This is a genomic window from Parapedobacter defluvii (assembly GCF_014642075.1).
Lineage (GTDB): Bacteria > Bacteroidota > Bacteroidia > Sphingobacteriales > Sphingobacteriaceae > Parapedobacter > Parapedobacter defluvii.
Map to the genome: position 1 here is coordinate 626,323 of NZ_BMIK01000001.1, position 24,891 is coordinate 651,213.

Genomic DNA, 24,891 nt, shown 5'->3' on the forward strand with positions numbered 1-24,891 from the left:
AGATTTATACAAACTTAACTATATTTTTATATGCAATATAGCTAATATTTCGATTAAGGAGTAAAGGTGAAATCGTTTACGACTACCTCCACACTGGGGCTGTTTAGTTCATAATTGCTGACATTTTTGTATTTCGTCCACAGTTGGATATAAACAGGCATTGCTTTCGTGGGCACGTTGCCCGGCTCGTCAAATGTCCATCCCGAGGCACCGCCCGGTGTATTCACGAAGGATGCAGAAGTGCCGTGACCGTGATAGCTTTGGAAGGTTATTTTATCGGGGGCTCGTGTGTATACATGGGTGGTGTAAGTTCCCTCCAACGGTTCGGAGTAATCGACATGTACATAATTTACCTCCGGATTTGAAGTCGTTACCTGATTCCGGTATACGGTATAATTGCACCAGTTGTTGGAAGCGACATTCCAACGTGTAAACTCGAAGTCAATTTCATTGATGTAATCCGTTCCGCCATACTGAAACAGTCCAAAGATCACGTCCTTCTGCAATTCGCTGAGATCGTGGTCAACTTTCCAGGTGTACGTGCCGTACTGGTAATCATTTTCACTCTGTAATTCTGCGCAAAGGTAGCGGCCATCCGACTGCCGCGTGATTTTCAGATGGAGTCTATCCTGGTTATCCACCCACACATTTTGGCTGCTCCAGATGTTCTCACCCGGTCCCCTCGGCTCGTCGCGGTTGGTTGCATGCTTTACAAGCCAGGTAATTCCTTTCCATTCGATCCGGTATTGGCCATCTTCACCGAGGATGGGAGTGGTACTATCGGCGGAGGGTGCTTCCGGGATTGGGTGGTCTTCTTTCTCCGATTCTGTGGCTGTGGAATCAGCCCGGTCACAGGCTAGACAGGAAGTGAACAGGCAAAATACGGCCATAGCGCTCTTGATCGTTCTCATAAAAACGGTGCTTGAATTTGGGTTTATCATATTGCCAAATTTAAAGCCGCGGGCTGCTTAAAAATTTCCTATATGCCTAATTTTTGGTCCAAGGGTTCTAAGAATTACATTCAGGTTGATCGGTCGTTATCTTGCCAGGAGTCATCCATGATAAAAACGGTGCCATACAACGTCATTTGCAGGTACCTTGCGGAAGTAGTTGTGCAGGAAGTTTAATCCCGTGTAAAATAATGTTTAAACGAAAGGGTGTCTAAAATGCGTCCATCGGGTCCGGCTAAAGCAACCGCGGCTTCTACTAACCATCGTTTGCTATCTATCTGTTCGCCTTTCAGCTTCCCACCTATGGGTTTTAGGGGGATGGTATTGCAATTTGGGCACATGGTTATGTGTACGACCTTTTCACTGGCAATCGTATTTTTATCGAGATTGAAAAAGGTGCGACCTTTGGGAATTTCAAAGAATAATCCGGTGTAGGGTGTGCCGTCTGTGTGGTTAGCTGACCAATACTTTTTATATTGGAAAACGATGTTTTTACCGTCTACTACGCGTAACGCTTCCAAGCGCGATGATTCCCTGAAATGTGTCTCACAAGTCGGGCATTCAGTGAGGTTATCGGGTGTAAGGCTTGTTAATTTCTCTTTTTCGCAAGATAGGATGAGTACCGTGCAAACGAAGAAAATGGATGTCGTCTTATACAAATTATTTTTTCGTTTCATAATCAGTTAGTTTTTTAGCTAAACGAAAGTATGTGGTAAAATGCTACATAAGCGGAGATGCTGGTCGCAAATGTTGCGGTGGTAGTGCCGGAAAATCATCCGGTATTATGCGGCAACGGGGAAGAATATGATATCCTTCCCCGGCACGCTAATTTCTAAATTTATACGATAAGCTAATTCACGTCCCACCAAACACGTGTTGCCATCCAATCCTGAGCAGACTTCCCACCCGTTACAGCGTTAACATTTGTCACGTTGTATTGATATTCCGCATCTGCATAATTAAGGCGGAGATACCGTCCGTAGGTGGTTTGCCACAGATTATCTGAGTTGGTTGATTTGGGTGTCTTATCCGTTCTGCGCTGGAGTGCCCATGCTTCGTAAGGTTGTCTGAAATTGTCCAGCCATGCCTGGGCATAAATGAGCTTTAATGCTTCATCTTCTGAGAGGTCCGTAACAAATGCCACTGTTGGCTTGGATGATATCCAGGCAAGTTGCGCCGAAGTGGGTAATGCAGAAGGCTTGTTTACGGTCCATACTTCACTAGCCATAGCCATAGCTGTCCAAAAATCAACCGAAGATTTGATGCCTGCTTCGTAATTTGACTTTGCATCTACCATGCTGACCGGTCTTCCGATGCCCCGTACAGCGGCTTCAGCTTTTAGGAAATAGACTTCTGCAGCGGTAATGATCAGTTCGGGAATGTTTTTATCTCGTCCGAAATAATAGTTAACGTTAGAAAATAAATTTCCGCTGCCTTTGTTTGCCCAGTCGTCGTCCCGTCTGATGTTATAAGGTTCGCCACCATCGGATCCAGCTACGTTTTGTTCTTTTGCCACCCATTGATTATTGGCGTTTGTCTCAAAGAATATTTTCGCACGTTGGTCAAATATACCGCTACCGTCCGCATTGTTGTTGTCGCTCATCATATTCCAGGCAGTCGATCCCATACGGAGATAGATACCTGAATTAAATGACCATTCTCTGCCTTCTCCTGTAAAGTTTTGAGCCGCAGGAGAAACTCCAGTATGTTCTGTGTTTTCGAATAAGGGCAGGGCCAGTGCTTCTTGTATATGCTGCGTTGCAACATCAGGGTTAACTTCATACATGCGCATTGCATAGCGCAACCGTAGAGAATTTCCGAACTTTTGCCATTTGGCAATGTCGTTGTTAAAAAGGGTTTCTGAAGCACCTAAACTGATTTGGTCTGTCGAAGTAGATAAGGTACTCACGGCTTCTTTTAACTCGCTCAGAAGTGTTTCGTAGATATCTTTCTGTGTATCGAATTTTACCGTATAGAAAGCATTGCCTTCATCTGCACGACCTGCTTCCGTATAAGGAATGTCGCCAAAAATATCCGTCATTTTGAATGTTTTATAAGCTTTCAAAATCGTAAGCATATTTTGGATCTGTCTAAGCTTTGGCGCATCCGGAGATTCATTGATCTGTCGCTCGATATTTCTGATATTAATCAAGGTCCGGTAGTAGTTTTTCCAGATGTCGTTACTGGCTGCCTCCATTCGGTAACCTGACGAGCCGATTACGGTTCCTAATTGTGTAATCGGATAGATCCACGAATTGGCCACACTTTGTTCGTTCCAGGTCAACTCAAGACTAGCCACGACACCATTGAAGAGATTGTTGATATTGGCCGCTTGATCTTCCTTCCAGGGTGTGTTTATTTCTTCAAAATCTTTGGTGCAGGATGTGTTCACAGCCGATATCAGGCAGCCGGAGAAAACACATATGATAAACTTGATATTAAATTTTTTCATGACGCTGTTAATTAGAATGACGCACTGACACTGAAACCAAATGATCTAACACTGGGCAAGGCCCCAAACTCAATACCTTGCGCATTTCCGATGCCATTTATTGCTTCGGGGTTCAACTGGTCAGGTAGGCTGGTATACAAATAGAATAGATCCCGACCTATGATTGAAAGATTTAATCCTTGTATGAACTTCGTGTTTTTGATTACGGAAGACGGCACCTGATAAGATAACCTCACTTCACGAAGTTTAATCCAGGAATTGTCAAGAACAGCCAAGCTTCTCGGCATGTTGATGCTCGACCAGGCAGCATATGCACCGGCGTATTTCCACATGTAGTGAACTACATCGTTATTTACGCCCGTAACTTCGCCGGTTGCGTTATCTACAAAGACCCCGTCAAGAATAACACCATGGTTTGCTGTTGTACCATCGGGATACGTGTAAGGAAGCCCATTGCCATCACGTTCGTATAACGTTTCAGGGGCTAAGCCGTTACCCATTGCTGTTGAATAGCTGCCGCTCCAGATGTCACCACCCCATTTGAAGTCGAAAAGACCGTATAATGAGAAATTTTTAAATCGAAGATTCGTACCAAGACCGCCGGTTAATTTCGGATTAGCATTTCCGATGGGTACCTGTTCGGATGTGACAACATAACGAGTGCCAGCCACGTTGCCATTCCCGTCTAATACGCGTTCTACCACACGTTGGCCGTCTTTATAAGTAAAATCATGGCCATAAATGGTTCCATAATTTTCACCTACTTTTACCTTCATGGTAACGCCATTGTTTCCGAACATCTCGTCAAGATAATATTCGTCGATACCAGGAGCAAGGGCAATGAGCTTGTTTGTGTTGTGAGCGCCGTTTAGCGTCAGATCCCAAGAAAAATCGGCAGAACGAATGGGGGTAGCCCGTACCGTAAATTCGAATCCCCTATTTAGAAGCTCGCCGGAATTTGTCCTTACTGCGGAAACACCGGAAGATGGTGCAACGTTGAGATCAATAATCTGAGAGGTAGAGTTTACTTGATAATAGGTGAACGTCAATCCCAGTTTATTTTGAAGAAAGCTGAGGTCGGTGCCGAGTTCATACGAATTTGAACGTTGAGGTTTCAGTAAGTCTAAGGGGAGCAGTTTTTCGGGAATCATCCGGGTGGATTGACCGCCAAATGTCCCTGAATCATAGATGTATGTAGTTTGGTAAGGATTGGTGCCGCTGGCACTCCCTGCATAAGCTACCCTAAGTTTTCCATAGTCGATCCAGGATGGCTTATGGGTCAGATTCTCGGTGAATATATAGCTCAGCGATGCCGCGGGATAAAAATAACTGTTTGTGCGTGCGGGCAGTGTGGATGACCAGTCGTTACGTCCTGTTAATTCCAAAAACAGGAAGTCATCATAGGAAATGTTCGCGATACCGAATACCGAATTGATTTTTTGCTGAGCTCTGTCTTCGGTGGGTTGAAAGTCAGTGGCATTTCCAGTTTTGTTGATATTTTTTAAGAAAAATAAGTATGGAATATTAAAAGGTCCATCGTTCCAGCCTTGTGTTGCCCGGTAGTTGGTGCTCCAAGCGCTGCCGCCGATCGAGATGCTTGTATTGAAAAGGGAACCACCCAGATTGTCTCGATGTGCCGTGGCTAGGAATTCCAGGTTTCGGTCGGTGGTTTTATACATTTCATGGCCATATTTCCCATTGATGCCTTCTGGATCAATTGGGTAATTTTTCTTTTCGAGTTCATCAGAAGAAAAGTTGCCCGACACACGGCCCATAAGTGTTAACCAATCTGTTAAATCAGCATTTAGCTTAATAGTACCTAATAATTGATCGCGGTTTAGAATATTATTATTCATATAGGTGTTCCAATATATATCCCTGCCGTATTGTCCATATGGATATCCAAGTGGGTATACAGAACCGTCCAATAGGTTTTTACTGCCATCCGCGTTCCTATACAAATCTTGTTCGATATTTTGGAAGTCTCGCGACATGCCATAAGTAGTGAATTTTCCCCATGAGTTGTTGCTATCGCCTACATTCGGTGAATTGTAGCGCGTATAATTGATATAGCTGGCACTGATGTCTGCCGTGACTTTCTTCGATATTTTGACATTGCTCCCGAGGTTAAATGTATTGTTGTTGAAATTACTGTTCGGGAGAATTGCTGTGTTATCCTGCCGGGTGTATGACACACGTACACTGCCAAGATCATTAGCACCGCTGAAGGCGACATTGTGTGTTTGCGTGTTGCCGTTCCGGTAGAACGACTGGATATTGTCGGGTTGAGGCGAATACGTCCGAACGGTTCCATCCCACCAAAGAACCTGTTGGTTTTCCATTTTTGCACCCCATGAAGCGCCGGTACCATACCAACTGAAATAATCCCACGTGTTTAGTCCGCCCGGTACAGCCCCCTGGCTTAACCATCTTTGATCCGTTATGCCTGACCCCGCCCATGGATCCTGGCCGGGATACCTTAACTTTCCGCTCTCATCGGTCGGTAAGCTTGGGACTGCCGAATACAGGGCGATAGCACCTCCATATCCGTATACATTCTGCATTTCTTGAAAGCGGAAGGGGTCGTTTAGACGCAACGAATAGCTGTAATCGACACCCAATCCTTCCTTTAATTTCCCCTTTTTTGTATTGATTAGGATAACGCCATTGCCTCCTCTTGCACCATATAGCGCAGCCGCTGTTGGCCCTTTTAAGACGTTGATTTCTTCGATATCTTCTGGGTTGATAAAATTCAGAATCGAACCCCAGTCTTGGTAAGTACCTGCAGCTCGGTTAATGTCGTTGCCACTACTCGCTATTTGGCTGTTGTCCATCGGCATGCCGTCAATTACATACAGCGGTTGGTTATTGCCGGAAATCGATGTGTTACCTCGGATAACAACCCGTTGTGATCCCCCTTCGACGCCATTTGGGACACTGATATTCAAACCTGCAATTTTCCCCATGAGTCCGGTGGCTACGGTAGGAGCGTTTGCCTGTGTAATATCTTCGCCCCCAACTTTCTGGATCGAATACCCCAAAGACCTTGCTTCTCTTTTGATGCCCATCGCCGTAATCACCACTTCGCCAATTTCGCCACTGGCCTCTTCAAGTGTAACACTGATGATACTAGACGCACCCACCAAAACAGATTGTGAAGTATATCCCAGTGCGCTGAATTGGAGGGTTTCCCCTGTGGAAGCCTCGATCGAATAATGTCCGCTGGCATTGGTCTGCGTGCCGCGGTTGGTGCCCGTTACTTGTACGGTTACTCCTTCGATGGGACCATTTGCATCCGTCACAGTTCCTGTGATGGATGTCTGTGCATGAACATATAGCGCTGCACTCAGGAGTGCAAAGGCCATGACACAGCATTTCATGTACAAATTTCTCATGTTGTAAATTGGTTAGTGTTCATAATTTGATTAATTGGATTGAAAAAAAGTATGACAGACAGCTGTCGAATCATTAAAGATGCCGGTGTGTGTTTTAAGTAAATCTATTAATTGGTTTTTGTCTATAATGTTAATTTGGCGTAGGCTTGAGCATCTAATTCCCGTGCAATTCACAATTTTCAATCACCAGGCTGGCTGCGCCCAATAACTCCGCTTGGTAGCCTAGGTTGGAAATCGCTACATCCGTTTGTTCAGCAAGTTTAGGGATACAAAACTCGTTGATGGCCCGTTGTACGGGGGCTAACAATAATTTTCCGGCGGCTGCACCTCTACCACTTAGGACAACGCGTTCGGGATTCATGATGTGAATCAGGGTCGCAATGCCTTTGCCTACCATGAACGCAGCGTCCGAAAGGGACTCCACTGCCAATTGATCACCTATTTTTGCGGCTTCTATAAGCAAATCACCTTCTGCTTTTTCCTTTGCTTCAAATAGCTTTTGCAGGTTGGAAGTCGTCCCTTTTGCCATCGCTTGCTTCGCATTTTCGACAGCTACCAGGAGTGACGCGTCTACTTCTAAACAACCCCGCTTGCCGCACGAGCAGAGTTTGTTCGTATGTGACAGCGGAATGTGGCTGAATTCACCGGCATATCCATTGTGGCCCCTGAATAGGCTTCCGTTCACAATCATACCCAGCCCGATACCCCATCCCATATTGACTACCATGACATCTTTTAACCCCCGTGCTGCACCAAAATGCAGCTCCGAAATGGCAATGACGCTAGAGTCGTTTTCAATGTATACCGGCAATCCCAATGATTGCGTCAATTTGTCGCGTAATCCGATCTCTTTAGAGCCGGTAGGTAGAAACGACGCATTGAGCCCTTTTTCTACATCAATAAACCCGGGCATGCCAATGCCAACGCCGAGCACATGCTCGTGCTTGATACCCGTTTGGTCAATATAAGAGCGAATAAACTGGCAAAGCTGGTTCAATGCTGCCCCGTTGTCTTTTAGTGGCAGTGTGATAGACACTTCCGAACCGATGATTTCATTGGCTAGGTTGTATGCTACGATCCGGCTCACAAACTGGTCCATTGCCACTGCGAGAATATACTGCTTTTTCTTGCTGCTGAGGCGGTATTTAGCAGGTCTTCTGCCTCCGGTAGATGGTGCCAGGCCATGTTGGACGGCGTATCCTTCTTTCACCAGATTATTGATAATACTGGTGATATTAGGTACACTCTTATTCGTAAACGTGCTCAACTCGGCTAACGATAAAGGCCCGTTATAATAGAGACGTTTGAATACTGATAGTTTGAGCTGATCTTGCCGTTCGTATTTCACAATTTATGTACAAAGGGTTAATTATTCATTGTTTATGCAAACTTAATAAATAATTAATTTTATATGCAAATACTTTTTAAAAATATATAGAAAGATTTTATAAATAACTGTTTTGTAGTATTTTAATTTATTGTATTATGAAATTCCCCCGGATATGACAGGGTTTGAATTTCAGATTTTTTATCTTATTTTTACTCCAATGAACAGAAAAATCTCCACATACAAAAACCGATTCCTGGTTTATGTCGAAAAATAGTATAAGCCGGTTTTCCCATAGGGCGATGCTTTACGACCGGTTCCGGCCACATTATCCGCAGGAGTTGGTGGCTTTTCTCCGGGAGCGTATTGATCCGGATTCGGGGCAGGCGGTGGCAGACATTGCAGCGGGCACAGGTATATTTACCGAACAAATTGCACAGTGGGGAAATACGGTCTTTGTTGTTGAGCCCAATGCTTCTATGAGGCGGCTGGCGCATCGGAGACTGGCGGGGTTTAAAAATTGTATTTTTGTGGATGGAACGGCAGAATCTACCGGCTTGCCGGACCAGTCCGTTGATATGGTCGTTTCTGCGCAGGCATTCCACTGGTTCGATCTGACCAAAACCAAAGCCGAATTTAAACGCATCGGACGGGACAGCTTGTTGGTAGCCGTTGTATGGAATCTGAGAAATACCGACAGCTTATTTGAGCAGGAATACGAGTCGTTGGTCCGTACGTATGGGGTGGATTATTTAAGCGTCAGCCAACGAAGGATGGCTACGGAGGAGGTATTGACATTTTTTGCGCCTACAGCCCCAGAATACCGGATTTTTGAACATGCGGATTTCCTCGGCTTTACAGCCTTGCGTGGACGGATGCTATCCTATTCGTTTATGCCCGATGAAACATCGCCCGTTTACGAAGAGATGTTGGAGGCCGTAGCTGCATTGTTCGATCGGCATCAGGAGAACGGAAAGGTGCGTCTTTCCTACCAGACCCGGTTGTTTATTGGCGGCATCTGATGGAAACAGTCAGGCTAACCTCCGGAGGTTTTGAGATGCCGGTGGACGCTTGGAGTTTTATTGGAGTTTTATTGGAGTTTGCTTCGGGTCTGCTTGGGTGATCCGATTAGACGTAGACTGGACTTGGTTTGGTCTCCGACTGGCGAAACCAAACCAAGTCCAGTCTAAGCGTACTTCAAATCCAAACCCGGTCAGCATCCAGGTCCGAAGCGGACTACAATAGGGAGGCAAGCCCAATCCAAGGAAAACAGAATGCCATTTGGAAGTTAATGGAAATTAACCTACTTTTGCACCCGATTTAATTCATTTTTATTTTTCAACGCTTTAATATTATTCAAGTAATGTATTTAAGTAAAGAGTACAAAGCGGATATCTTCGCTGAATTTGCCGGAGGGGCAACCAATACCGGTTCTGCCGAGGGGCAGGTGGCTTTGTTCACCAAACGGATTGCTCATTTGACGGAGCATTTGAAATCAAACAGGAAAGACTTTGCTACGCAACGTTCTTTGCAGAAGCTGGTCGGTAAACGCCGTTCGTTATTGAAATACCTTTACAACAAGGACATCGAGCGCTACCGGGCTATCATCAAGGCTTTGGGCTTGCGTGATATCATAAAATAGCTTTCAGGTACAATTTTCAATGAAGCCATCCGCCCTAGACGGATGGCTTTTTATTTTTATTACTTTTCATTCGTGAATAAGAATAATTAGTTTTTAAAGGCCTCATGGAACCTACATTTTCATTGGCACCATTTGTTTTCAGCGGCAATGAAGCTTGCGTTAGCCTCTGGCTTCCGCAGGTTTCATCACCTTTTGCGTAAGGTGCTGACATGGTAGGTTTCAGCTGACAGTCTTATTTTTCAAACGCAGATGAGAGACCGATAAACGCCGGGTTGCGGCTTTATAAAACTTGCATATGCTGTGGCGTTTATCTAAGTTTGTCCCAAATTAAAAAAAGTATATTAAAAAAATGGGTGTGCGCTGAAGACGAAACGCACATCGAATGAAACAACAATGAGTTACAACGAAATTAAAACAACAATCGATATGGGCGCGGGTCGCCAGATCGAGGTTTCCACTGGGAAATTGGCTAAGCAGGCAGATGGCTCGGTGGTGGTAAAGCAGGGAAAGACCATGTTGCTTGCCACGGTGGTTTCCGCGCAGGAAGCCAAACCCGGAACGGATTTCTTGCCGCTTTCGGTCGACTATCAAGAAAAATATGCCGCTACGGGGCGTATTCCGGGCGGGTTTTTACGGCGGGAAGCACGCCTTTCGGATTATGAGATCCTTATTTCACGTTTGGTAGACCGCGCATTGCGGCCGTTATTTCCCGATGATTATCATGCGGATACGCAGGTAATGATTTCATTGATATCGGCTGATAAGGATATTATGCCCGACGCGCTGGCCGGCCTGGCTGCCTCTGCAGCGATTGCTGTATCTGATATTCCTTTCAACGGTCCGATTTCAGAAGTGCGGGTGGCAAAAATCGACGGGCAGTTGGTCATCAACCCCTTGTTGAGTGAATTGGAGCGGGCTACACTCGAATTTATCGTGGCAGGCTCGGCCAATGACATCGTCATGGTAGAAGGTGAAGCGAAGGAAATCTCGGAAGCTGAAATGGTGGAGGCAATTGAGTTTGCGCATCAGGCCATCAAAAAACAGGTACAGGCCCAAGTGGAACTGGCACAATTGGTGGGTAAAACAGTCAAACGTGAATACAATCACGAGCCAAGCAATCCTGAGTTACGTGACCAGATTTTTGCGGCGACATATGACCAGGTTTACGCGGTCGCCAAGGCGGCATCGGCAAAACACGAACGCAGCGAACTGTTCAAACAGATCGGTGAGGCTTTTATAGAAACGACGTTCAGTGAAGAGGAGATCGACGATGATACAGCATTCCTGATCAAAAAATATTACCACGATGTACAGTATGAGGCAGTACGTAATCTCATATTGAACGAGGGGATCCGGTTAGATGGCCGGGACGTCCGCACGGTACGCCCGATATGGAGTGAGGTAGATTACCTGCCTGCGGCGCACGGATCGGCGGTATTTACGCGTGGCGAAACGCAGTCCCTGACCTCTGTTACGTTAGGAGCGAAAGATGACGAACAGATGATTGATGGAGCGTTTATCCATGGATACAACAAATTTATCCTGCATTACAATTTCCCGGCATTTTCTACCGGCGAAGTGCGGCCTAACCGGGGCCCCGGGCGCCGGGAAGTAGGGCATGGTAATTTGGCCATGCGCTCATTGAAACAGGTGTTGCCTACCGGCGATGAAAATCCTTACACCATCCGCATCGTTTCGGATATCCTTGAGTCAAATGGATCGTCATCCATGGCTACGGTATGTGCAGGTACGTTGGCTTTAATGGATGCAGGGATAAAAATCAAGGCTCCGGTATCCGGAATCGCAATGGGCTTGATTACCGATGAGAAATCGGATAAGTATGCGATTTTGAGCGACATTTTGGGTGATGAAGACCACCTCGGGGATATGGACTTTAAGGTTACAGGAACGGAGAAAGGGATTGTAGGTTGCCAAATGGATCTCAAAATCAACGGGCTGAAGTGGGAAGTACTTACCCAAGCCCTGGAACAGGCGAAAGAAGCCCGTTTGCATATCCTGAACGAGATGAAGAAAACCCTTGCGGAACCACGTACGGATTACAAACCCCATGCACCACGTATTGTTAGCTTTACCATCGATAAAGAGTTTATCGGTGCAGTAATCGGGCCGGGTGGAAAAATCATCCAGGAGATGCAGCGCGAAACCGGAGCGACCATCGCCATTGAAGAAGTGGACAATAAAGGTGTCGTGCAGGTATTCGCCGAAGACAAGGCGTCAATTGACGATGCAGTACGCCGCATTAAAGCGATTGCTGCAAAACCGGAAATCGGCGAAGTTTACGAAGGTAAGGTGAAATCCATCATGCCGTTCGGCGCGTTCATTGAAATTATTCCGGGAAAAGATGGACTGCTTCATATCTCAGAAATTGATTGGAAGCGGTTTGAAACCATGGACGGTATTTTCAATGTAGGTGATATCGTGAAGGTGAAACTGCTGGATATTGATAAGCAAGGTAAACTGAAACTTTCCCGTAAGGCGTTGCTTCCCAAACCGGAAAAAAAGGAAGCGTAAAGTAAGGTACGAAGTACGAGGTAAAAAGCCGGGCTACCCAAGTGGATAGACCGGCTTTTTTTACTCCTTACCCGGCCACGATTCGGGTTTCCGGCCGTAGCGCTTATTGGGTTTAGCTCCCATCTTAAATACCAATTCTCCTCCGTTAAGCAGATCTTCGTGCCGGATGTACGTGTTTTCGTAGGGTACTCCGTTGAGGGTAACCGACTGAATGTACTTGTTTTTGGTTCCGCTACCAAGTGTACGGATGGTGAACGTCTTATTTGTTGGAAGGGCGAACACCACTTCATCTGCCATGGGGCTTCCAAACACATATTCGCCGCTAGCCGGGTTAACCGGATACAGTCCCGCAATACTCCATACAGCCCAGGCACTCATCTGCCCCACGTCTTCATTGCCTGCGTAGCCATCCGGCCGGTCGTGGTACATGGAATCCACAATCTCGTGGAGCCGTTCCTGTGTTTTCCATGCTTCGCCGATGTAGCTATACATGTATGCAATGTGATGACTGGGTTCGTTGCCGTGCGCATATTGTCCGATAAATCCGCTTGCATCCGGCGAAATATTTTCTCCGTGCATTTCCGATGGTGCAGCGAATAGTTCGTCGAGCTTGCTATTCAGGCCATCATTGCCACCGTATAACTGCGCAAGTCCGCGCACGTCGTGGGGTACGAAAAACGAGTGCTGCCAGGCATTCCCTTCAATGTATTGACTTTTGTCAAAATCGTGCTCAGACCAAAAAGGGTCAAAAGGCTCCACAAATTTTCCGTCGCTTGTTTTGGCACGCATAAAGCCGGTTTGACTATCAAAAAGATGGGCATATGATTTTGCCCGGTTCATAAACGTCGCGTAATCCGCAGTTTTATTCAATTTCTTGGCAACCTGGGCGATGCACCAATCGTCGAATGCATATTCCAATGTAACGGTTACGCTTCCCCCTGCCTTGTCTTGAGGCAGGTAACCATATTCGATGTAGTCGGGTACACCCCGGATATCCTGATAGGCACTGTTAAGCATAGCCTCGTAGGCACGCTCTGCGTCCAAACCTGGCCAGTCTTTTAAGATGGCATCGGCCAGAACGGGAATAGCGTGGTATCCCGTCATAGTATTCGTTTCCCAGGTGCTCAGATCCCAGACAGGCAGTAGCCCGTTTTCGTCGTGGAACGCCAGCAGGCTGTTGAGTATGTCCGTATAACGCTGGGGTTGGGTAAGTGTAAAAAGCGGATTGAGCGCACGAAACGTGTCCCAAAGCGAGAAAAGTGTATACCGGTTTGTCCCTTCAGGCATTATTTTGATAGCTCCGTTGGCGTTTTGGTAGGTGCCATCGGCATCTGAATAAAGGGTGGGGGCTACAGCCGTGTGGTATAGTGCAGTATAAAAGATGCGTTTCAGTCGATCATCTTGGGTATTAATTTTGATCTTTTGCAGCTCGCTTTCCCATTTATTTTCAGCTGCTTTACGGATACCGTTGAAGTCCCACGTGGGAATCTCCCGCAAAGCACCGATGGCCTTATCATAGCTGGTCATGGATAAAGCAACCTTCATCTCAATCGTTTGATGGGTATTGCCGTCAAAGAAAAGCTGAACTGACGCACCTTTTCCTTTGTCGTAGGTTTCTACCATATCGCTCATATCAGAAGCCGATTGACCGTCGTTAAGGATGCTTCGCACGATAGGTTTGGAAGTGCGTGCCGCAAAATATACCTTCTGTACCTTGGCCCATCCCGTCGAATACCGGTATCCCACCAGTGTACTATCGTTCAATATGCTGATGTGCGTTTCCGTGGGGCTGTCCCAGTTGACGTGGAAGGCCAGGTCGAAGCGGATAATGGGGGTGCTTCCGTCCGGATAGGTATAGCGGTGGTAGCCGCAACGCTCAGTGGCTGTCAATTCGGCGTTAACGCCGTTGTTTAGCATGACCTGATAATAACCCGGAGAGGCCTGTTCGTCATCGTGGCTGAAGCGCATTGTTATCCGTTGTGTGGTGTCATCCAACGGTGCTGTCAACGGCAATACGGAAATATCCAGCCAGTCGCCGATGCCGGTACCACTTAAATGCATGTGGCTGAATCCGGCAATCAGGCTATCGCTGTAATGGTATCCACTGCACCAATCCCAGCCTCCGCGGCCATTGTCGGGACTTAACTGTACCATACCGAACGGGACAGTAGCGCCCGGGAACGTATGGCCATGGCCACCGGTTCCGATGAATGGGTCCACATAGGAAATCAACGAATCCTGGGCCTGTATAGGTAAACTGAAGCCGATGAGAACGGCAAAAGTGCTTAAACGCATTAGCATGATTAATTCAATAGAGTTGTCCGTATAATTTGCAGTAAAACTAATTTATTATTTCAGCTTCACCAAAAAAATCCATACGTTTGCCTGGGTGCTAAAAAAATTAAGCTTTTTTGCTAAAAAGCCGGAAGACTGGGAATCCAACAGCTGAGAGCTGACACCCGATTGCCAAAAGCTGACAGCTGAGAGCCGATAACTAGTAAATTAACAATAATGAAATGAAGAAAAAAATCCTCATCAGTGACATCGCAAGAGATTTAGGTGTATCGGTTACAACCGTTTCATTCATCCTCAACGGCAAAGCCAAGGAGAAACGTATCAGCGACGGATTAACCAAGCGCGTACTCGACTATGTAAAGAAGGTGGGATATAAGCCCAATGAACTGGCTAAAAGCCTGCGTACCGGGAAAACCAAGATCATCGGTTTGGTGATTGAAGACATTTCCAATCCGTTTTTTGCCAATATTGCCAGGCTTATTGAGGCAAAAGCATACAGCAAAGGCTATCGTATTTTATATTGCAGCACCGACAATCAGCCTGAAAAGACCATCGAACTCATTGAACTGTTCCGGGATCGGCATGTAGATGGATATATTATTACCCCCTCCGAGGGAGTACGCGAGACCATTGAATCGCTGATTGGCAATCATTTGCCACTGGTCCTGTTTGATCGGTATATACCCGGTATCGATGCTAACTATGTGATTTCCGATAATTTAAAGGGGGCGTATGACGCCACCGCACACCTGGCCCAACGGGGGTATAAGCGGATTGCATTGGTTACCCTCTACTCTTCGCAAACGCAGATGCGGGATCGTATGAACGGTTACATGCGGGCCATCGATACCTATCAATTGCAGCCGTATGTCAAAAAAGTGAATATGGAAGACGACGAGCAGACGGCAATTCAGGATTTTCATGCATTTATGAGAGATCAGCAGCCGGATGCAATTTTCTTTGCTACCAATTACTTAGCTATCAGAGGGCTCAAGGCGCTCAAGCAACGTGATATGCCGATGCCTGCTGTCGTTTCATACGATGATCATACGCTCTTTAAATTGTTTACACCAACGATTACCGCAGTTTCGCAACCCATAGAGGCCATTGCGGATGAGTTAATCAATACATTACTCAATCAGCTTGACGGTAAAGGTAAGGAGACGAAACAAGTGGTACTACCGTCAGAATTGGTTATCCGGGAGTCTTCATCGGCACAAATTTCAGCGACAGCGAATTGACACAGTGGCGTGTATTTTTGGCGGTAAATCGTTCACCGCAAAACACATGACCCAGGTGTCCGCCACAGTTCGCACAGACAATTTCCGTGCGCCGCCCATCGGAATCCGGTATGCGCTGGATAGCTCCCGGAATTTCATCGTCAAAACTCGGCCAGCCACAGTGAGATTCAAATTTGTCTTCCGATCGGAAAAGCGGAGCTTCACACCGTTTGCATACATAAATTCCAATTGCTTTGTTTGTAAGCAACGCCCCCGTGAAGGGTCTTTCTGTACCTTTGTGGATGATAACATACGCCTCTTCGGGCGTCAGTTCATTGTATTTTGCCGTCTTCATCAGCTAATCTCCTCACGGGTTGCCAGCAAGGCAACCTGCCTATGCAAATTAGTATACGCAAAAAGTAAGAAAAAGTTTTTTTTGTAGTCCCGTTCTATTGTAAAAATTAAATCTCAAAAAACAAAATTTTTAAAATCGAACCGGGAAAATGTGGTCGATGGATATTTGTTATAAAATACATCATATGCGCTGAAATCGCAGCTTTTTATCAATTTAGAACGATTATAAATTATTAAATTAAGTCATCCAATTGTCACCGATACGCCAATAAGTTATACTTTTGTGGCATTGTTAAAAGGGTGTAGTTCCATTGATTCAGAAAACCCAATTTTTTACGTTTATCATAATTTGTATAAAGTGCTCAATATGAGAAATATCTCATTAGTTTTCAGAAGAATTGTCAGGCCGGTATCCGTTGCGTTGGTGTTGCTGCTTGTGGTTTCTTCGTTGCAGGCTCAGGATGCGAAAGAAGGGGAGACGATTTTCAAAGCCAATTGTTCCTCCTGTCATAAGGTGTTCGGTAAATTCTTGGGCCCTGAATTGGCTGGGGTAAACGAGCGGCACGATGAAGCATGGTTGCTGAAGTGGATTCACAATGCTCCTGCGATGATTGCATCGGGCGATCCCGCAGCCTTGGAATTGGATGCCCAGTATCCCGCGGCAGCCATGACGGCATTTCCTCAGCTTCAGGAAGGCCAGATCAAAAGCATTTTAGCGTATATAAAATCAGAAGAGGAAAAGAAAGCGGCAGGTGATGCTGCAGGCGGTGCAACCGGCAGTGGTAACGGTGCGGCAGCGGCTGCCAGCGGCGATGCGAGCAACTTCATGATCATTGGCTTGGTGGCAGTAATTGCGCTGGCTTTTGTAGTGATTTTGGTGCTGAATCGGGTGATCCGCACGTTGGAACGGGTGATTGCGAACAGCAAAGACCTGATTCCCGAGCCCGAGCTTACCGAAAAGGAAGGGAAAGATTACCTGGGTAAACTGAAAAAACTGGCCAAGAACAAAAAGCTGGTATTTTTTGCGGTGCTGATGCTTGTTGTGTTCCTGGGTTCAGCAGGTTGGAAAACCCTTTGGAATGTGGGAGTACACGAAGGATATCAGCCGGTACAACCCATCAAATTCTCTCACCAGTTACACGCAGGTGTCAATCAGATCGAATGCCAATATTGCCATGGGGGGGCGTTTAAGTCAAAGAATGCTTCGATACCATCCGCTAACGTATGTATGAACTGCCACAAAGCGATTACGGCCAGTGACAAGTACGATGGTGAGTTGTCTCCGGAAATTGCGAAGATTTACCGGGCCTTGGATTATAATCCGGAAACCATGGAGTATGGCCCCAACCAACGTCCCATTGAATGGGTACGTATCCACAATCTGCCTGATTTTGCCTATTTCAACCATTCGCAGCACGTCGTGGTAGCCGGCGTGGAATGCCAAACCTGCCACGGACCGATTGAGACGATGGCAGAGGTATACCAATACTCACCGCTTACCATGAAATGGTGTGTGGATTGCCACCAGAAAACAGAGGTAAACCACCAAGGCAATGCTTACTATGACCAGCTGATTGCGGCACATGAGAAGTTGAAAAAAGGTGAGAAGGTAACCGCCGCCATGCTGGGTGGATTGGAATGCGGCAAATGCCACTACTAAAATAAACACGTTATATAGACATACGCAATACTTAGATATAGCTTAAATGGAGAGCAATAAGAAATATTGGAAGGGTTTGGAAGAATTGCAACAGACGCCGGCTTTTGTAGAGAAAAGCAAGGGTGAATTTGCCGAACCGATTCCCGTAGAAGATGTTTTGAACGAAGCTGGCTTGAGTACCAGGACCCCCCGCCGGGATTTCCTGAAAGCGTTGGGGTTTGGTTTGGGGGCCGTTACACTGGCGGCTTGCGAACGTACACCGGTACACAAGGCCGTCCCTTACCTGATTAAACCGGAGGAAGTAACGCCGGGGATCCCCAACTTCTATGCGTCCAGTTTCAAAGGGCAAAGCGTATTGGTAAGAACGCGCGAAGGCCGTCCCATCTTATTGGAGGCCAATCCTTCCGCCGTGGGATTAAACTGCGGTACCGATGCATCTGCTCAGGCTTCAGTACTTGATCTCTACGATACATCCAAATTGAAAGGCCCTAAATTCAAGGGCTCCGATATTTCGTGGGATGCGTTGGATACAAATGTAGTAACAGCCCTCGATGCCGCCAATGCTGCGGGAAAGCAAATCCGGATTGTTTCCTCGACGCTAAACAGCCCTTCGGCACTTGCAGCCATCGCACGATTTACTGAAAAATACCCGACCACCCGCTTAATTGAGGTGGATGCGGTTTCTTACAGTGGTATCATCAAAGCGAATCAAAATAGCTTTGGCAAATCGGTAGTGCCGCATTATCGCTTTGACAATGCCGACATTATTGTCAGTGTGGCTGCTGATTTTCTGGGTACCTGGCTGAGTGGCGAAGAACATACCCAGCAATACATCAGCAATCGCGATTACAAGAGCCTTCAAAAAGGCAAGATGTCCCGCCATATCCAATTTGAGGGAGGCATGAGCCTCACCGGAACGAATGCAGACGTGCGTGTGGCGATTAAGCCGTCTGAAGAAGGACCGTTATTGATTGCACTTTACAATGCCATCACGGGCAGCAGCTTGCCGGGTGCACTCAGCACCAACCAAAAGGCACAAACTGCGTTGAAGCTGGTGGTACAGGAGCTGCAGCAGGCACGTGGCCGTGCAGTGGTCGTATCTGGATCTAATGAGGTTGCGATGCAGACCTTGACCAATGCCATCAACGTTGCACTTCAAAGCTACGGCAGCACGATTGATCTGGATAACCCTTCCTATCAGTATAAAGGCGATGACGAAGCGTTTACGACGTTCCTGGCCGAGGCAAACCGGGGTGATATCGATGTCGCATTCTTTTTGGACAGCAACCCCTTGTACAGTTATCCGGACGTAACGGCAGTGAAGGACGCATTGGGCAAGATCAAGTTCAAATTGTCGTTCGCCGACCGTGAAGACGAGACGGCTTCGGAACTGGATGCAATTGCACCAAATCATAATTTTTTGGAATCCTGGGGAGATGCCCATCCCCGGGGAGGATATTATACAATCGTACAACCGACGATCAATCCGGTATACAATACCCGTCAGGCGGAACATAGCTTGTTACTGTGGGCCGGTGAGAAGACCGATTACTATACATTTGTAAAAAACTACTGGGAACAGCAGCTGCTGGTTGGCAGCAGCAAAACGTGGAAAGACGTACTGCAGACGGGATTTGAATACAAAGGAGAGCAACCTGCAGCCACTTATAGCTTTGATTTTGCATCGCTTGGTGCGGTTGCCAATGCGATTGCTTTGCACAGCAAAGCCTTGGCTAAAGACGTCGAAGTTCAATTATACCAAAGCATAGCCATTAAAGATGGCAAACAGGGAAATAATGCGTATCTGCATGAATTGCCCGATCCGGTGTCTAAAGTAACGTGGGATAATTACGCTGCCATCAATCCAAAGTTTGCCGAATCGCTGGGATTGGGTGAAAACAGTTTGGTAGAGGTAGCAGGTGAAAATGGCTACAAGGTAACGCTTCCGGTGCTGATGCAGCCGGGACAGGCCATGGGAACTGTCTCCATTGCAGTAGGGTACGGACGTACGAAAGTCGGGAAAGCCGGGGATAATGTAGGTAAAAATGCGTATCCGTTTGCGAAGTTGGCGAATGGTACACTGCAGTTCAATACGACTGCTAAATTGGCCAAAGCGAGCGGAACCTATGAGCTGGCGCAAACCCAGACTCACCACACCATCGAAGGACGGAATGTGATTCGTGAAACTACGTTTACGAAGTACAAAGAGAATCCGGGGCATAATGCCGGCAAATGGACGGATTCACATAAGACCTATGACCTTTGGAACAAGTACGAACAGCCAGGGCACAAGTGGGTAATGGCGATCGATTTGAATGCATGTACAGGATGCGGTGCCTGTATCGTAGCTTGTAACATCGAGAATAACATACCTGTGGTAGGGCGTGACGAGGTGCGTCGCCGCCGCGAGATGCACTGGATGCGTATAGACCGCTATTATGCGATCGAGCAGAGCGGTACTTCGTATACCAAAGAGGATGAGATCCGGAACCTGGACGACATGGAAAATGTATCGGTGGTACACCAACCCATGATGTGTCAGCACTGTGAACACGCTCCCTGCGAAACGGTATGCCCGGTGCTAGCCACGGTACACTCTTCAGAGGGATTGAACCACATGGCGTACAACCGTTGCTTTGGTACCCGTTATTGTGCCAACAACTGCCCCTATAAGGTACGCCGCTTCAACTGGTTTAACTATTGGAACGATTCACGGTTCGACAATTACCTGAACAACGAATTTACCCAGCTGGTATTAAATCCGGATGTCGTTTCCCGCTCACGTGGGGTGATGGAGAAATGCTCGATGTGTATCCAGCGGATTCAGGCGGGTAAATTGAAAGCCAAGATGGAGAAACGCCCCTTGAAAGAGGGAGACATTACCCTGGCTTGCGGTTCGGCATGTTCGGCCAACGCCATTATCTTTGGCGATGCCAATGATCCCAATTCGGAAGTATCCAAGGCTTTGAAGAATGAACGGGTGTACTATGTGTTGGAGGAGATCAATGTGCAACCCGGTATCGGTTACATGACGAAGGTGAGAAATACGTATGAGGCTTAACCAATTCTTTTTGTTTTTGAAAAAATAGACTATGTCATCGCATAACGAATCAATATTAAGAGAACCCCTGGTAACCGGCAAAGACATTACGTATGCCAAAGTGACCGATGATATTCTGCTTCCGGTAGAGAATAAGCCTAATAAAGCGTGGTGGATCGGATTTATTCTGGCTGCATTGGGCGCATTATTGTGGGTATTCAGTGTGGGATATACATTTTGGACAGGTATTGGAGCCTGGGGGCTCAATAAGACAGTAGGCTGGGCATGGGATATCACCGACTTTGTGTGGTGGGTAGGTATTGGCCATGCCGGTACGTTGATTTCCGCTGTGTTATTGTTGTTCCGCCAGAACTGGCGGAATTCGATTAACCGCTCGGCAGAGGCAATGACCATTTTTGCGGTGATCTGTGCGGCTACCTATGTGGTTGCCCACATGGGCCGTCCATGGTTGGCTTACTGGATTTTTCCGTTACCAAACCAATTCGGATCGTTGTGGGTGAATTTTAATTCGCCGCTGGTATGGGATGCATTTGCAATCTCTACTTACTTTACGGTATCCCTCGTTTTTTGGTACTGCGGCCTTTTGCCGGACATTGCATCGGTACGTGACCGTGCTGCCGGATTAAAACGACGGATTTATTCGATTATGTCGTTTGGCTGGAATGGATCCGTAAAGACATGGCAGCGATTCGAAATTGTTTCCCTGATATTAGCGGGTATATCCACGCCACTGGTACTTTCTGTACACACGATCGTATCCATGGACTTTGCGACTTCGGTAATTCCGGGATGGCATACCACGATCTTTCCGCCTTACTTTGTCGCCGGAGCTATTTTTTCGGGATTTGCCATGGTACAAACGCTGTTGCTGGTCATGCGTAAAGTACTGAACTTTGAGAACTATATTACGATGTTCCACATCGAGTCCATGAATAAAATTATCATGGTTACAGGTTCTATCGTTGGTATCGCTTATCTGACCGAGCTGTTCATTGCCTGGTACTCGGGGTCCGAATACGAGATGTATGCGTTTGCTAACCGGATTGCAGGTCCGTATTGGTGGGCGTACTGGACGATGATGACCTGTAATGTGATTTCCCCGCAGTTATTCTGGTTCAAGAAAATCCGTACAAGTATTCCCATTTCATGGGTGCTGTCCATCGTCGTAAATATCGGTATGTGGTTCGAGCGGTTTGTCATCATTGTAACTTCGCTTCACCGCGATTACCTCCCTTCCAGCTGGGCCATGTTCTATCCCACCTGGACAGATGTCGGTATTTTTGTTGGATCCATCGGTCTGTTTTTCACGCTGTTCCTGCTGTTCCTGCGGTTCCTGCCGGGTATTGCGATTGCCGAGGTGAAATTATTGTTGAAGAGCGCGAGCTTACAGCAGAAAACCAAATTGATCAAGGAGGGTCATCTGGATAAGGAACAGGTGGAATTCTTTAGGAATTCATTGACGAAATACGATTCCGTGACAGCGGACGAAATCAAAGAATTAGAAATCAAGTAGCAATGAGTAATTTCAAGTATATCATCGGAAGTTTTGCGGATCCGGACGAACTGATGGACGGGATCGATAAGCTGCAAGCCAACAACGTCAGCATATATGATTGTTTCACGCCGATGCCCATTCACGGCATAGAGGCCAAGCTGGGTGTAAAGCCGTCACGTCTTCCCATTGCTGCGTTTTGTTTCGGCTTGTTGGGCGGAACATTGGGGTTCAGCCTCCTGTATTATACGATGTTTTACGATTGGCCCATGAATATTGGCGGTAAGCCTGCATTGCCTCTGCCCGATTTTGTGCCTGTGACCTTTGAGTGTACCATTCTGATCACAGCGTTGGGCATGGTAGCTACGTTTTTTTACCGCAATCACTTGTTTCCGGGACGTGCTCCCCGCGTAATGGACTTGCGTGCCACCGACGACCGGTTTATCCTGGCAGTTGATGCCAATGACAATACCGACCACGCAAAAATCGAAACGCTGTTAAAAGAAGCGGGTGCTGTAGAAGTGAAGTACAATGAACGAAAATATGTTAGTTATGAATAAAATGAGACTTCTTAGCGTTGTGAGCACAGCGGTTGCAATTGCAGCCGTGGCGGCCGCGTGCGGCGATCGGACCACACGCAGCACGGGCTGGGAGTTTTCGCGTAATATGTATGACCCCATCGGTTATAATCCGGATCAGCCAAATGCAAATTTCAAAGATGGAAAGACGGCGCAGGTACCGCCTGCGGGCACAACACCGGTGGGATTTGAGCGGTTTCCCTATTCTGCCAGCAACGAAGATTACGAACGTGCGGGTGTTGAAGTGGTAAATCCACTTGTGCATACCGAGGAAAACCTTGCACAGGGCAAGGCGCTTTATCAGGTCTATTGCGCGGTATGCCATGGCCCGGAGGGGCACGGCGATGGGCCGATTACCAAAGACCGGACGTTGGAGGCCGAATCCCGGCAGCTTGAGAACTTTCCTCCCCCTCCTTCTTATGCGAAATCAGACGGAATTAACTCGTCACGGGGTGGGCAGATGGCTGATCTCACGGATGGAAAGATTTATCATACAATCACCTATGGATTGAACATGATGGGATCCCACGCGTCACAGCTAACACCCGAGGAACGCTGGAAAGTGGTTATGTATGTTAGGGAATTACAAAAGAATTAATATTATATCAGCTATATTAAATGGGAAATCATAGTCATCATCACGATTATAACTTCAGCGAGCAATTTACGTTCACGGGGAAAGCGAGGGTACTGAGCCTGGTTGCTTTAGCCGTCGGTGTTGTGGCAATCGCCATAGGCTTGCTTTCCAGCGACCACATTATCGTGGAGCGGACCTACGCAAATTTATTGCTGATGGGGTATTATTTCACCTGTGTGTGCATGGCAGGCGGATTCTTTTTGGCCATACAGTATGTAACACAATCAGGCTGGTCGTCGGGTATGATCCGAATCCCACAGGCAATGGCCAGTGTATTGCCCATTGCGGCGCTGATCTTATTATTGATCACCGTTGTGGGCCTATTTTCGCATAACCTGTACCACCATTGGTACGGAGAAGGACTTACAGATCCGAATAGCCCTAATTACGATGCGTTAGTGGCTGGCAAGTCCGCGTTTTTGAATGCACCGGGATTTTTGATCCGTCAGGTGGTTTTCATGGGTGCATATAGCATCTGCTCGTGGCTGCTGGCGAGGTATTCGTATAACGAAGATCTTGATGGCGGACTTTATTCCTATAAGAGGAGCTTTAAATTGTCGGCACTGTTTCTCGTGATTTTCGGATTTACCACGCCGATATGGGCATTCGATACCATCATGTCTTTGGAAGCCCACTGGTTTTCCACCATGTTCGGGTGGTACAATTTCGCAGCGATGTGGGTGAGCGGGCTTTGTGTGATTACGTTGATTATCATTCTGTTGAAAAAGGCAGGTTACATGGCTTGGATAAATGAAAACCACCTGCATGATTTAGGGAAGTTGATTTTTGGATTTTCCATTTTTTGGACGTATGTATGGTTTGCTCAGTTTATGCTGATCTGGTATGCCAATATACCCGAGGAAACCGTTTACTTTTATAAAAGATGGGAGCCGGAATATAAGCCTTGGTTTTGGATCAACGTGGTGATTAATTTCGTAGCGCCTGTCTTGATTTTAGTCAATAGGGATTTTGTGCGCAATAGCAGGATATTAGCTTTTGTTTGCATATTGTTATTGTTGGGGCATTGGTTGGACTATTACATCATGATCATGCCGGGCACCGTAGAAGTGCACCGTGGGTTTGGATGGATTGAAGTGGGTACAGCCCTTGGTTTTGTAGGACTTTTCTCGTTCCTTGTATTCAATAAGCTCAGCAAGCATGCATTGGCACCGGCTAAGCACCCCTTTTTGGAGGAGAGTTTACATCATCAGATTTGAGGTACGAGGTTAGAGGTACAACAGTAATATTAAAACACGGATAATCGTTATAAATAGAATGGGCTTTATAAAACATAGC

Annotated in this window: 17 protein-coding genes; 10 read left to right on the forward strand and 7 right to left on the reverse strand. The window is 46.8% G+C overall.

Features of this window, described 5'->3' with window-relative positions; translation table 11 throughout:
• Positions 1 to 53 precede the first annotated feature (53 nt).
• The 5 genes from IEX60_RS02390 to IEX60_RS02410 form a co-directional block, all read right to left on the reverse strand.
• Complete coding sequence (locus IEX60_RS02390) at positions 54 to 911, reverse strand: glycoside hydrolase family 16 protein (protein WP_188746977.1); 858 nt, start codon at positions 909 to 911, stop codon at positions 54 to 56.
• A 212-nt stretch (positions 912 to 1,123) separates the two neighbouring features.
• Positions 1,124 to 1,627 (reverse strand): hypothetical protein, encoded by a 504-nt coding sequence (locus IEX60_RS02395; protein ID WP_188746979.1) that lies wholly within the window; start codon positions 1,625 to 1,627, stop codon positions 1,124 to 1,126.
• Positions 1,628 to 1,800: 173 nt separating this feature from the next.
• Positions 1,801 to 3,402 (reverse strand): SusD/RagB family nutrient-binding outer membrane lipoprotein, encoded by a 1,602-nt coding sequence (locus tag IEX60_RS02400; protein ID WP_188746981.1) that lies wholly within the window; start codon positions 3,400 to 3,402, stop codon positions 1,801 to 1,803.
• An 11-nt stretch (positions 3,403 to 3,413) separates the two neighbouring features.
• Entirely contained in the window at positions 3,414 to 6,797 is a 3,384-nt protein-coding gene (locus IEX60_RS02405) for a SusC/RagA family TonB-linked outer membrane protein (RefSeq protein ID WP_229717369.1), read from the reverse strand.
• A 154-nt stretch (positions 6,798 to 6,951) separates the two neighbouring features.
• Entirely contained in the window at positions 6,952 to 8,145 is a 1,194-nt protein-coding gene (locus IEX60_RS02410) for an ROK family protein (RefSeq protein WP_229717370.1), read from the reverse strand.
• 242 nt (positions 8,146 to 8,387) lie between these two features.
• Here IEX60_RS02410 and IEX60_RS02415 point away from each other — a divergent pair, with 242 nt between their 5' ends.
• The 3 genes from IEX60_RS02415 (at position 8,388) to pnp (ending at position 12,298) form a co-directional block, all read left to right on the forward strand.
• Positions 8,388 to 9,146, forward strand: coding sequence for a class I SAM-dependent methyltransferase (locus IEX60_RS02415; protein WP_188746983.1), 759 nt, complete (start codon positions 8,388 to 8,390; stop codon positions 9,144 to 9,146).
• 341 nt (positions 9,147 to 9,487) lie between these two features.
• Entirely contained in the window at positions 9,488 to 9,766 is a 279-nt protein-coding gene (gene rpsO, locus IEX60_RS02420) for a 30S ribosomal protein S15 (protein ID WP_188746985.1), read from the forward strand.
• A gap of 393 nt (positions 9,767 to 10,159) precedes the next feature.
• The gene (gene pnp, locus IEX60_RS02425) at positions 10,160 to 12,298 is read left to right on the forward strand and encodes a polyribonucleotide nucleotidyltransferase (protein ID WP_188746987.1); all 2,139 of its coding nucleotides are present in this window, start codon (positions 10,160 to 10,162) and stop codon (positions 12,296 to 12,298) included.
• Positions 12,299 to 12,358: 60 nt separating this feature from the next.
• On the opposite strand, the gene IEX60_RS02430 is transcribed toward pnp, so the two are convergent.
• Positions 12,359 to 14,599: a GH92 family glycosyl hydrolase gene (locus IEX60_RS02430; protein WP_188746989.1), complete on the reverse strand. Its 2,241-nt coding sequence runs from the start codon at positions 14,597 to 14,599 to the stop codon at positions 12,359 to 12,361.
• A gap of 215 nt (positions 14,600 to 14,814) precedes the next feature.
• On the opposite strand from IEX60_RS02430, the gene IEX60_RS02435 reads away from it, so the two are divergent.
• Positions 14,815 to 15,834, forward strand: coding sequence for a LacI family DNA-binding transcriptional regulator (locus IEX60_RS02435; RefSeq protein WP_188746991.1), 1,020 nt, complete (start codon positions 14,815 to 14,817; stop codon positions 15,832 to 15,834).
• Here the strand turns inward: IEX60_RS02435 and IEX60_RS02440 are convergent.
• The gene (locus IEX60_RS02440; RefSeq protein ID WP_188746993.1) at positions 15,788 to 16,168 is read right to left on the reverse strand and encodes a methionine-R-sulfoxide reductase; all 381 of its coding nucleotides are present in this window, start codon (positions 16,166 to 16,168) and stop codon (positions 15,788 to 15,790) included. The genes IEX60_RS02435 and IEX60_RS02440 overlap by 47 nt on opposite strands.
• Before the next feature lie 366 nt (positions 16,169 to 16,534).
• Between IEX60_RS02440 and IEX60_RS02445 the strand changes: the two genes are divergently transcribed.
• The 6 genes from IEX60_RS02445 to IEX60_RS02470 are packed head-to-tail and all read left to right on the forward strand — an operon-like array spanning position 16,535 to position 24,812.
• Positions 16,535 to 17,827 (forward strand): c-type cytochrome, encoded by a 1,293-nt coding sequence (locus tag IEX60_RS02445; protein ID WP_188746995.1) that lies wholly within the window; start codon positions 16,535 to 16,537, stop codon positions 17,825 to 17,827.
• Positions 17,828 to 17,873: 46 nt separating this feature from the next.
• Positions 17,874 to 20,888, forward strand: a complete 3,015-nt coding sequence (locus IEX60_RS02450) for a TAT-variant-translocated molybdopterin oxidoreductase (RefSeq protein ID WP_188746997.1) — start codon at positions 17,874 to 17,876, stop codon at positions 20,886 to 20,888.
• Between the two features lie 31 nt (positions 20,889 to 20,919).
• Positions 20,920 to 22,401: an NrfD/PsrC family molybdoenzyme membrane anchor subunit gene (nrfD, locus tag IEX60_RS02455; RefSeq protein ID WP_188746999.1), complete on the forward strand. Its 1,482-nt coding sequence runs from the start codon at positions 20,920 to 20,922 to the stop codon at positions 22,399 to 22,401.
• A 2-nt stretch (positions 22,402 to 22,403) separates the two neighbouring features.
• Positions 22,404 to 22,940, forward strand: coding sequence for a DUF3341 domain-containing protein (locus IEX60_RS02460; RefSeq protein WP_188747001.1), 537 nt, complete (start codon positions 22,404 to 22,406; stop codon positions 22,938 to 22,940).
• Positions 22,933 to 23,556 carry a c-type cytochrome gene (locus IEX60_RS02465; protein ID WP_308420725.1) on the forward strand — a complete coding sequence of 208 codons (624 nt, stop codon included), beginning with the start codon at positions 22,933 to 22,935 and terminating at the stop codon, positions 23,554 to 23,556. Before IEX60_RS02460 ends, IEX60_RS02465 begins: the two co-directional genes overlap by 8 nt.
• 20 nt (positions 23,557 to 23,576) lie before the next feature.
• Entirely contained in the window at positions 23,577 to 24,812 is a 1,236-nt protein-coding gene (locus IEX60_RS02470; protein ID WP_188747006.1) for a quinol:cytochrome C oxidoreductase, read from the forward strand.
• The last annotated feature ends 79 nt before the right edge of the window (positions 24,813 to 24,891 follow it).

Bases quoted from the DNA above. Each gene is read 5' to 3' on its own strand.
- IEX60_RS02470 (WP_188747006.1), top strand. From the start codon at position 23,577: ATGGGAAATCATAGTCATCATCACGATTATAACTTCAGCGAGCAATTT.
- IEX60_RS02445 (WP_188746995.1), top strand. From the start codon at position 16,535: ATGAGAAATATCTCATTAGTTTTCAGAAGAATTGTCAGGCCGGTATCC.
- IEX60_RS02450 (WP_188746997.1), top strand. From the start codon at position 17,874: ATGGAGAGCAATAAGAAATATTGGAAGGGTTTGGAAGAATTGCAACAG.
- IEX60_RS02430 (WP_188746989.1), bottom strand. From the start codon at position 14,599: ATGCTAATGCGTTTAAGCACTTTTGCCGTTCTCATCGGCTTCAGTTTA.
- IEX60_RS02395 (WP_188746979.1), bottom strand. From the start codon at position 1,627: ATGAAACGAAAAAATAATTTGTATAAGACGACATCCATTTTCTTCGTT.
- IEX60_RS02390 (WP_188746977.1), bottom strand. From the start codon at position 911: ATGAGAACGATCAAGAGCGCTATGGCCGTATTTTGCCTGTTCACTTCC.
- IEX60_RS02405 (WP_229717369.1), bottom strand. From the start codon at position 6,797: ATGAGAAATTTGTACATGAAATGCTGTGTCATGGCCTTTGCACTCCTG.
- IEX60_RS02400 (WP_188746981.1), bottom strand. From the start codon at position 3,402: ATGAAAAAATTTAATATCAAGTTTATCATATGTGTTTTCTCCGGCTGC.
- IEX60_RS02415 (WP_188746983.1), top strand. From the start codon at position 8,388: ATGTCGAAAAATAGTATAAGCCGGTTTTCCCATAGGGCGATGCTTTAC.
- IEX60_RS02440 (WP_188746993.1), bottom strand. From the start codon at position 16,168: ATGAAGACGGCAAAATACAATGAACTGACGCCCGAAGAGGCGTATGTT.
- IEX60_RS02435 (WP_188746991.1), top strand. From the start codon at position 14,815: ATGAAGAAAAAAATCCTCATCAGTGACATCGCAAGAGATTTAGGTGTA.
- nrfD (WP_188746999.1), top strand. From the start codon at position 20,920: ATGTCATCGCATAACGAATCAATATTAAGAGAACCCCTGGTAACCGGC.
- rpsO (WP_188746985.1), top strand. From the start codon at position 9,488: ATGTATTTAAGTAAAGAGTACAAAGCGGATATCTTCGCTGAATTTGCC.
- IEX60_RS02460 (WP_188747001.1), top strand. From the start codon at position 22,404: ATGAGTAATTTCAAGTATATCATCGGAAGTTTTGCGGATCCGGACGAA.
- IEX60_RS02465 (WP_308420725.1), top strand. From the start codon at position 22,933: ATGAATAAAATGAGACTTCTTAGCGTTGTGAGCACAGCGGTTGCAATT.
- pnp (WP_188746987.1), top strand. From the start codon at position 10,160: ATGAGTTACAACGAAATTAAAACAACAATCGATATGGGCGCGGGTCGC.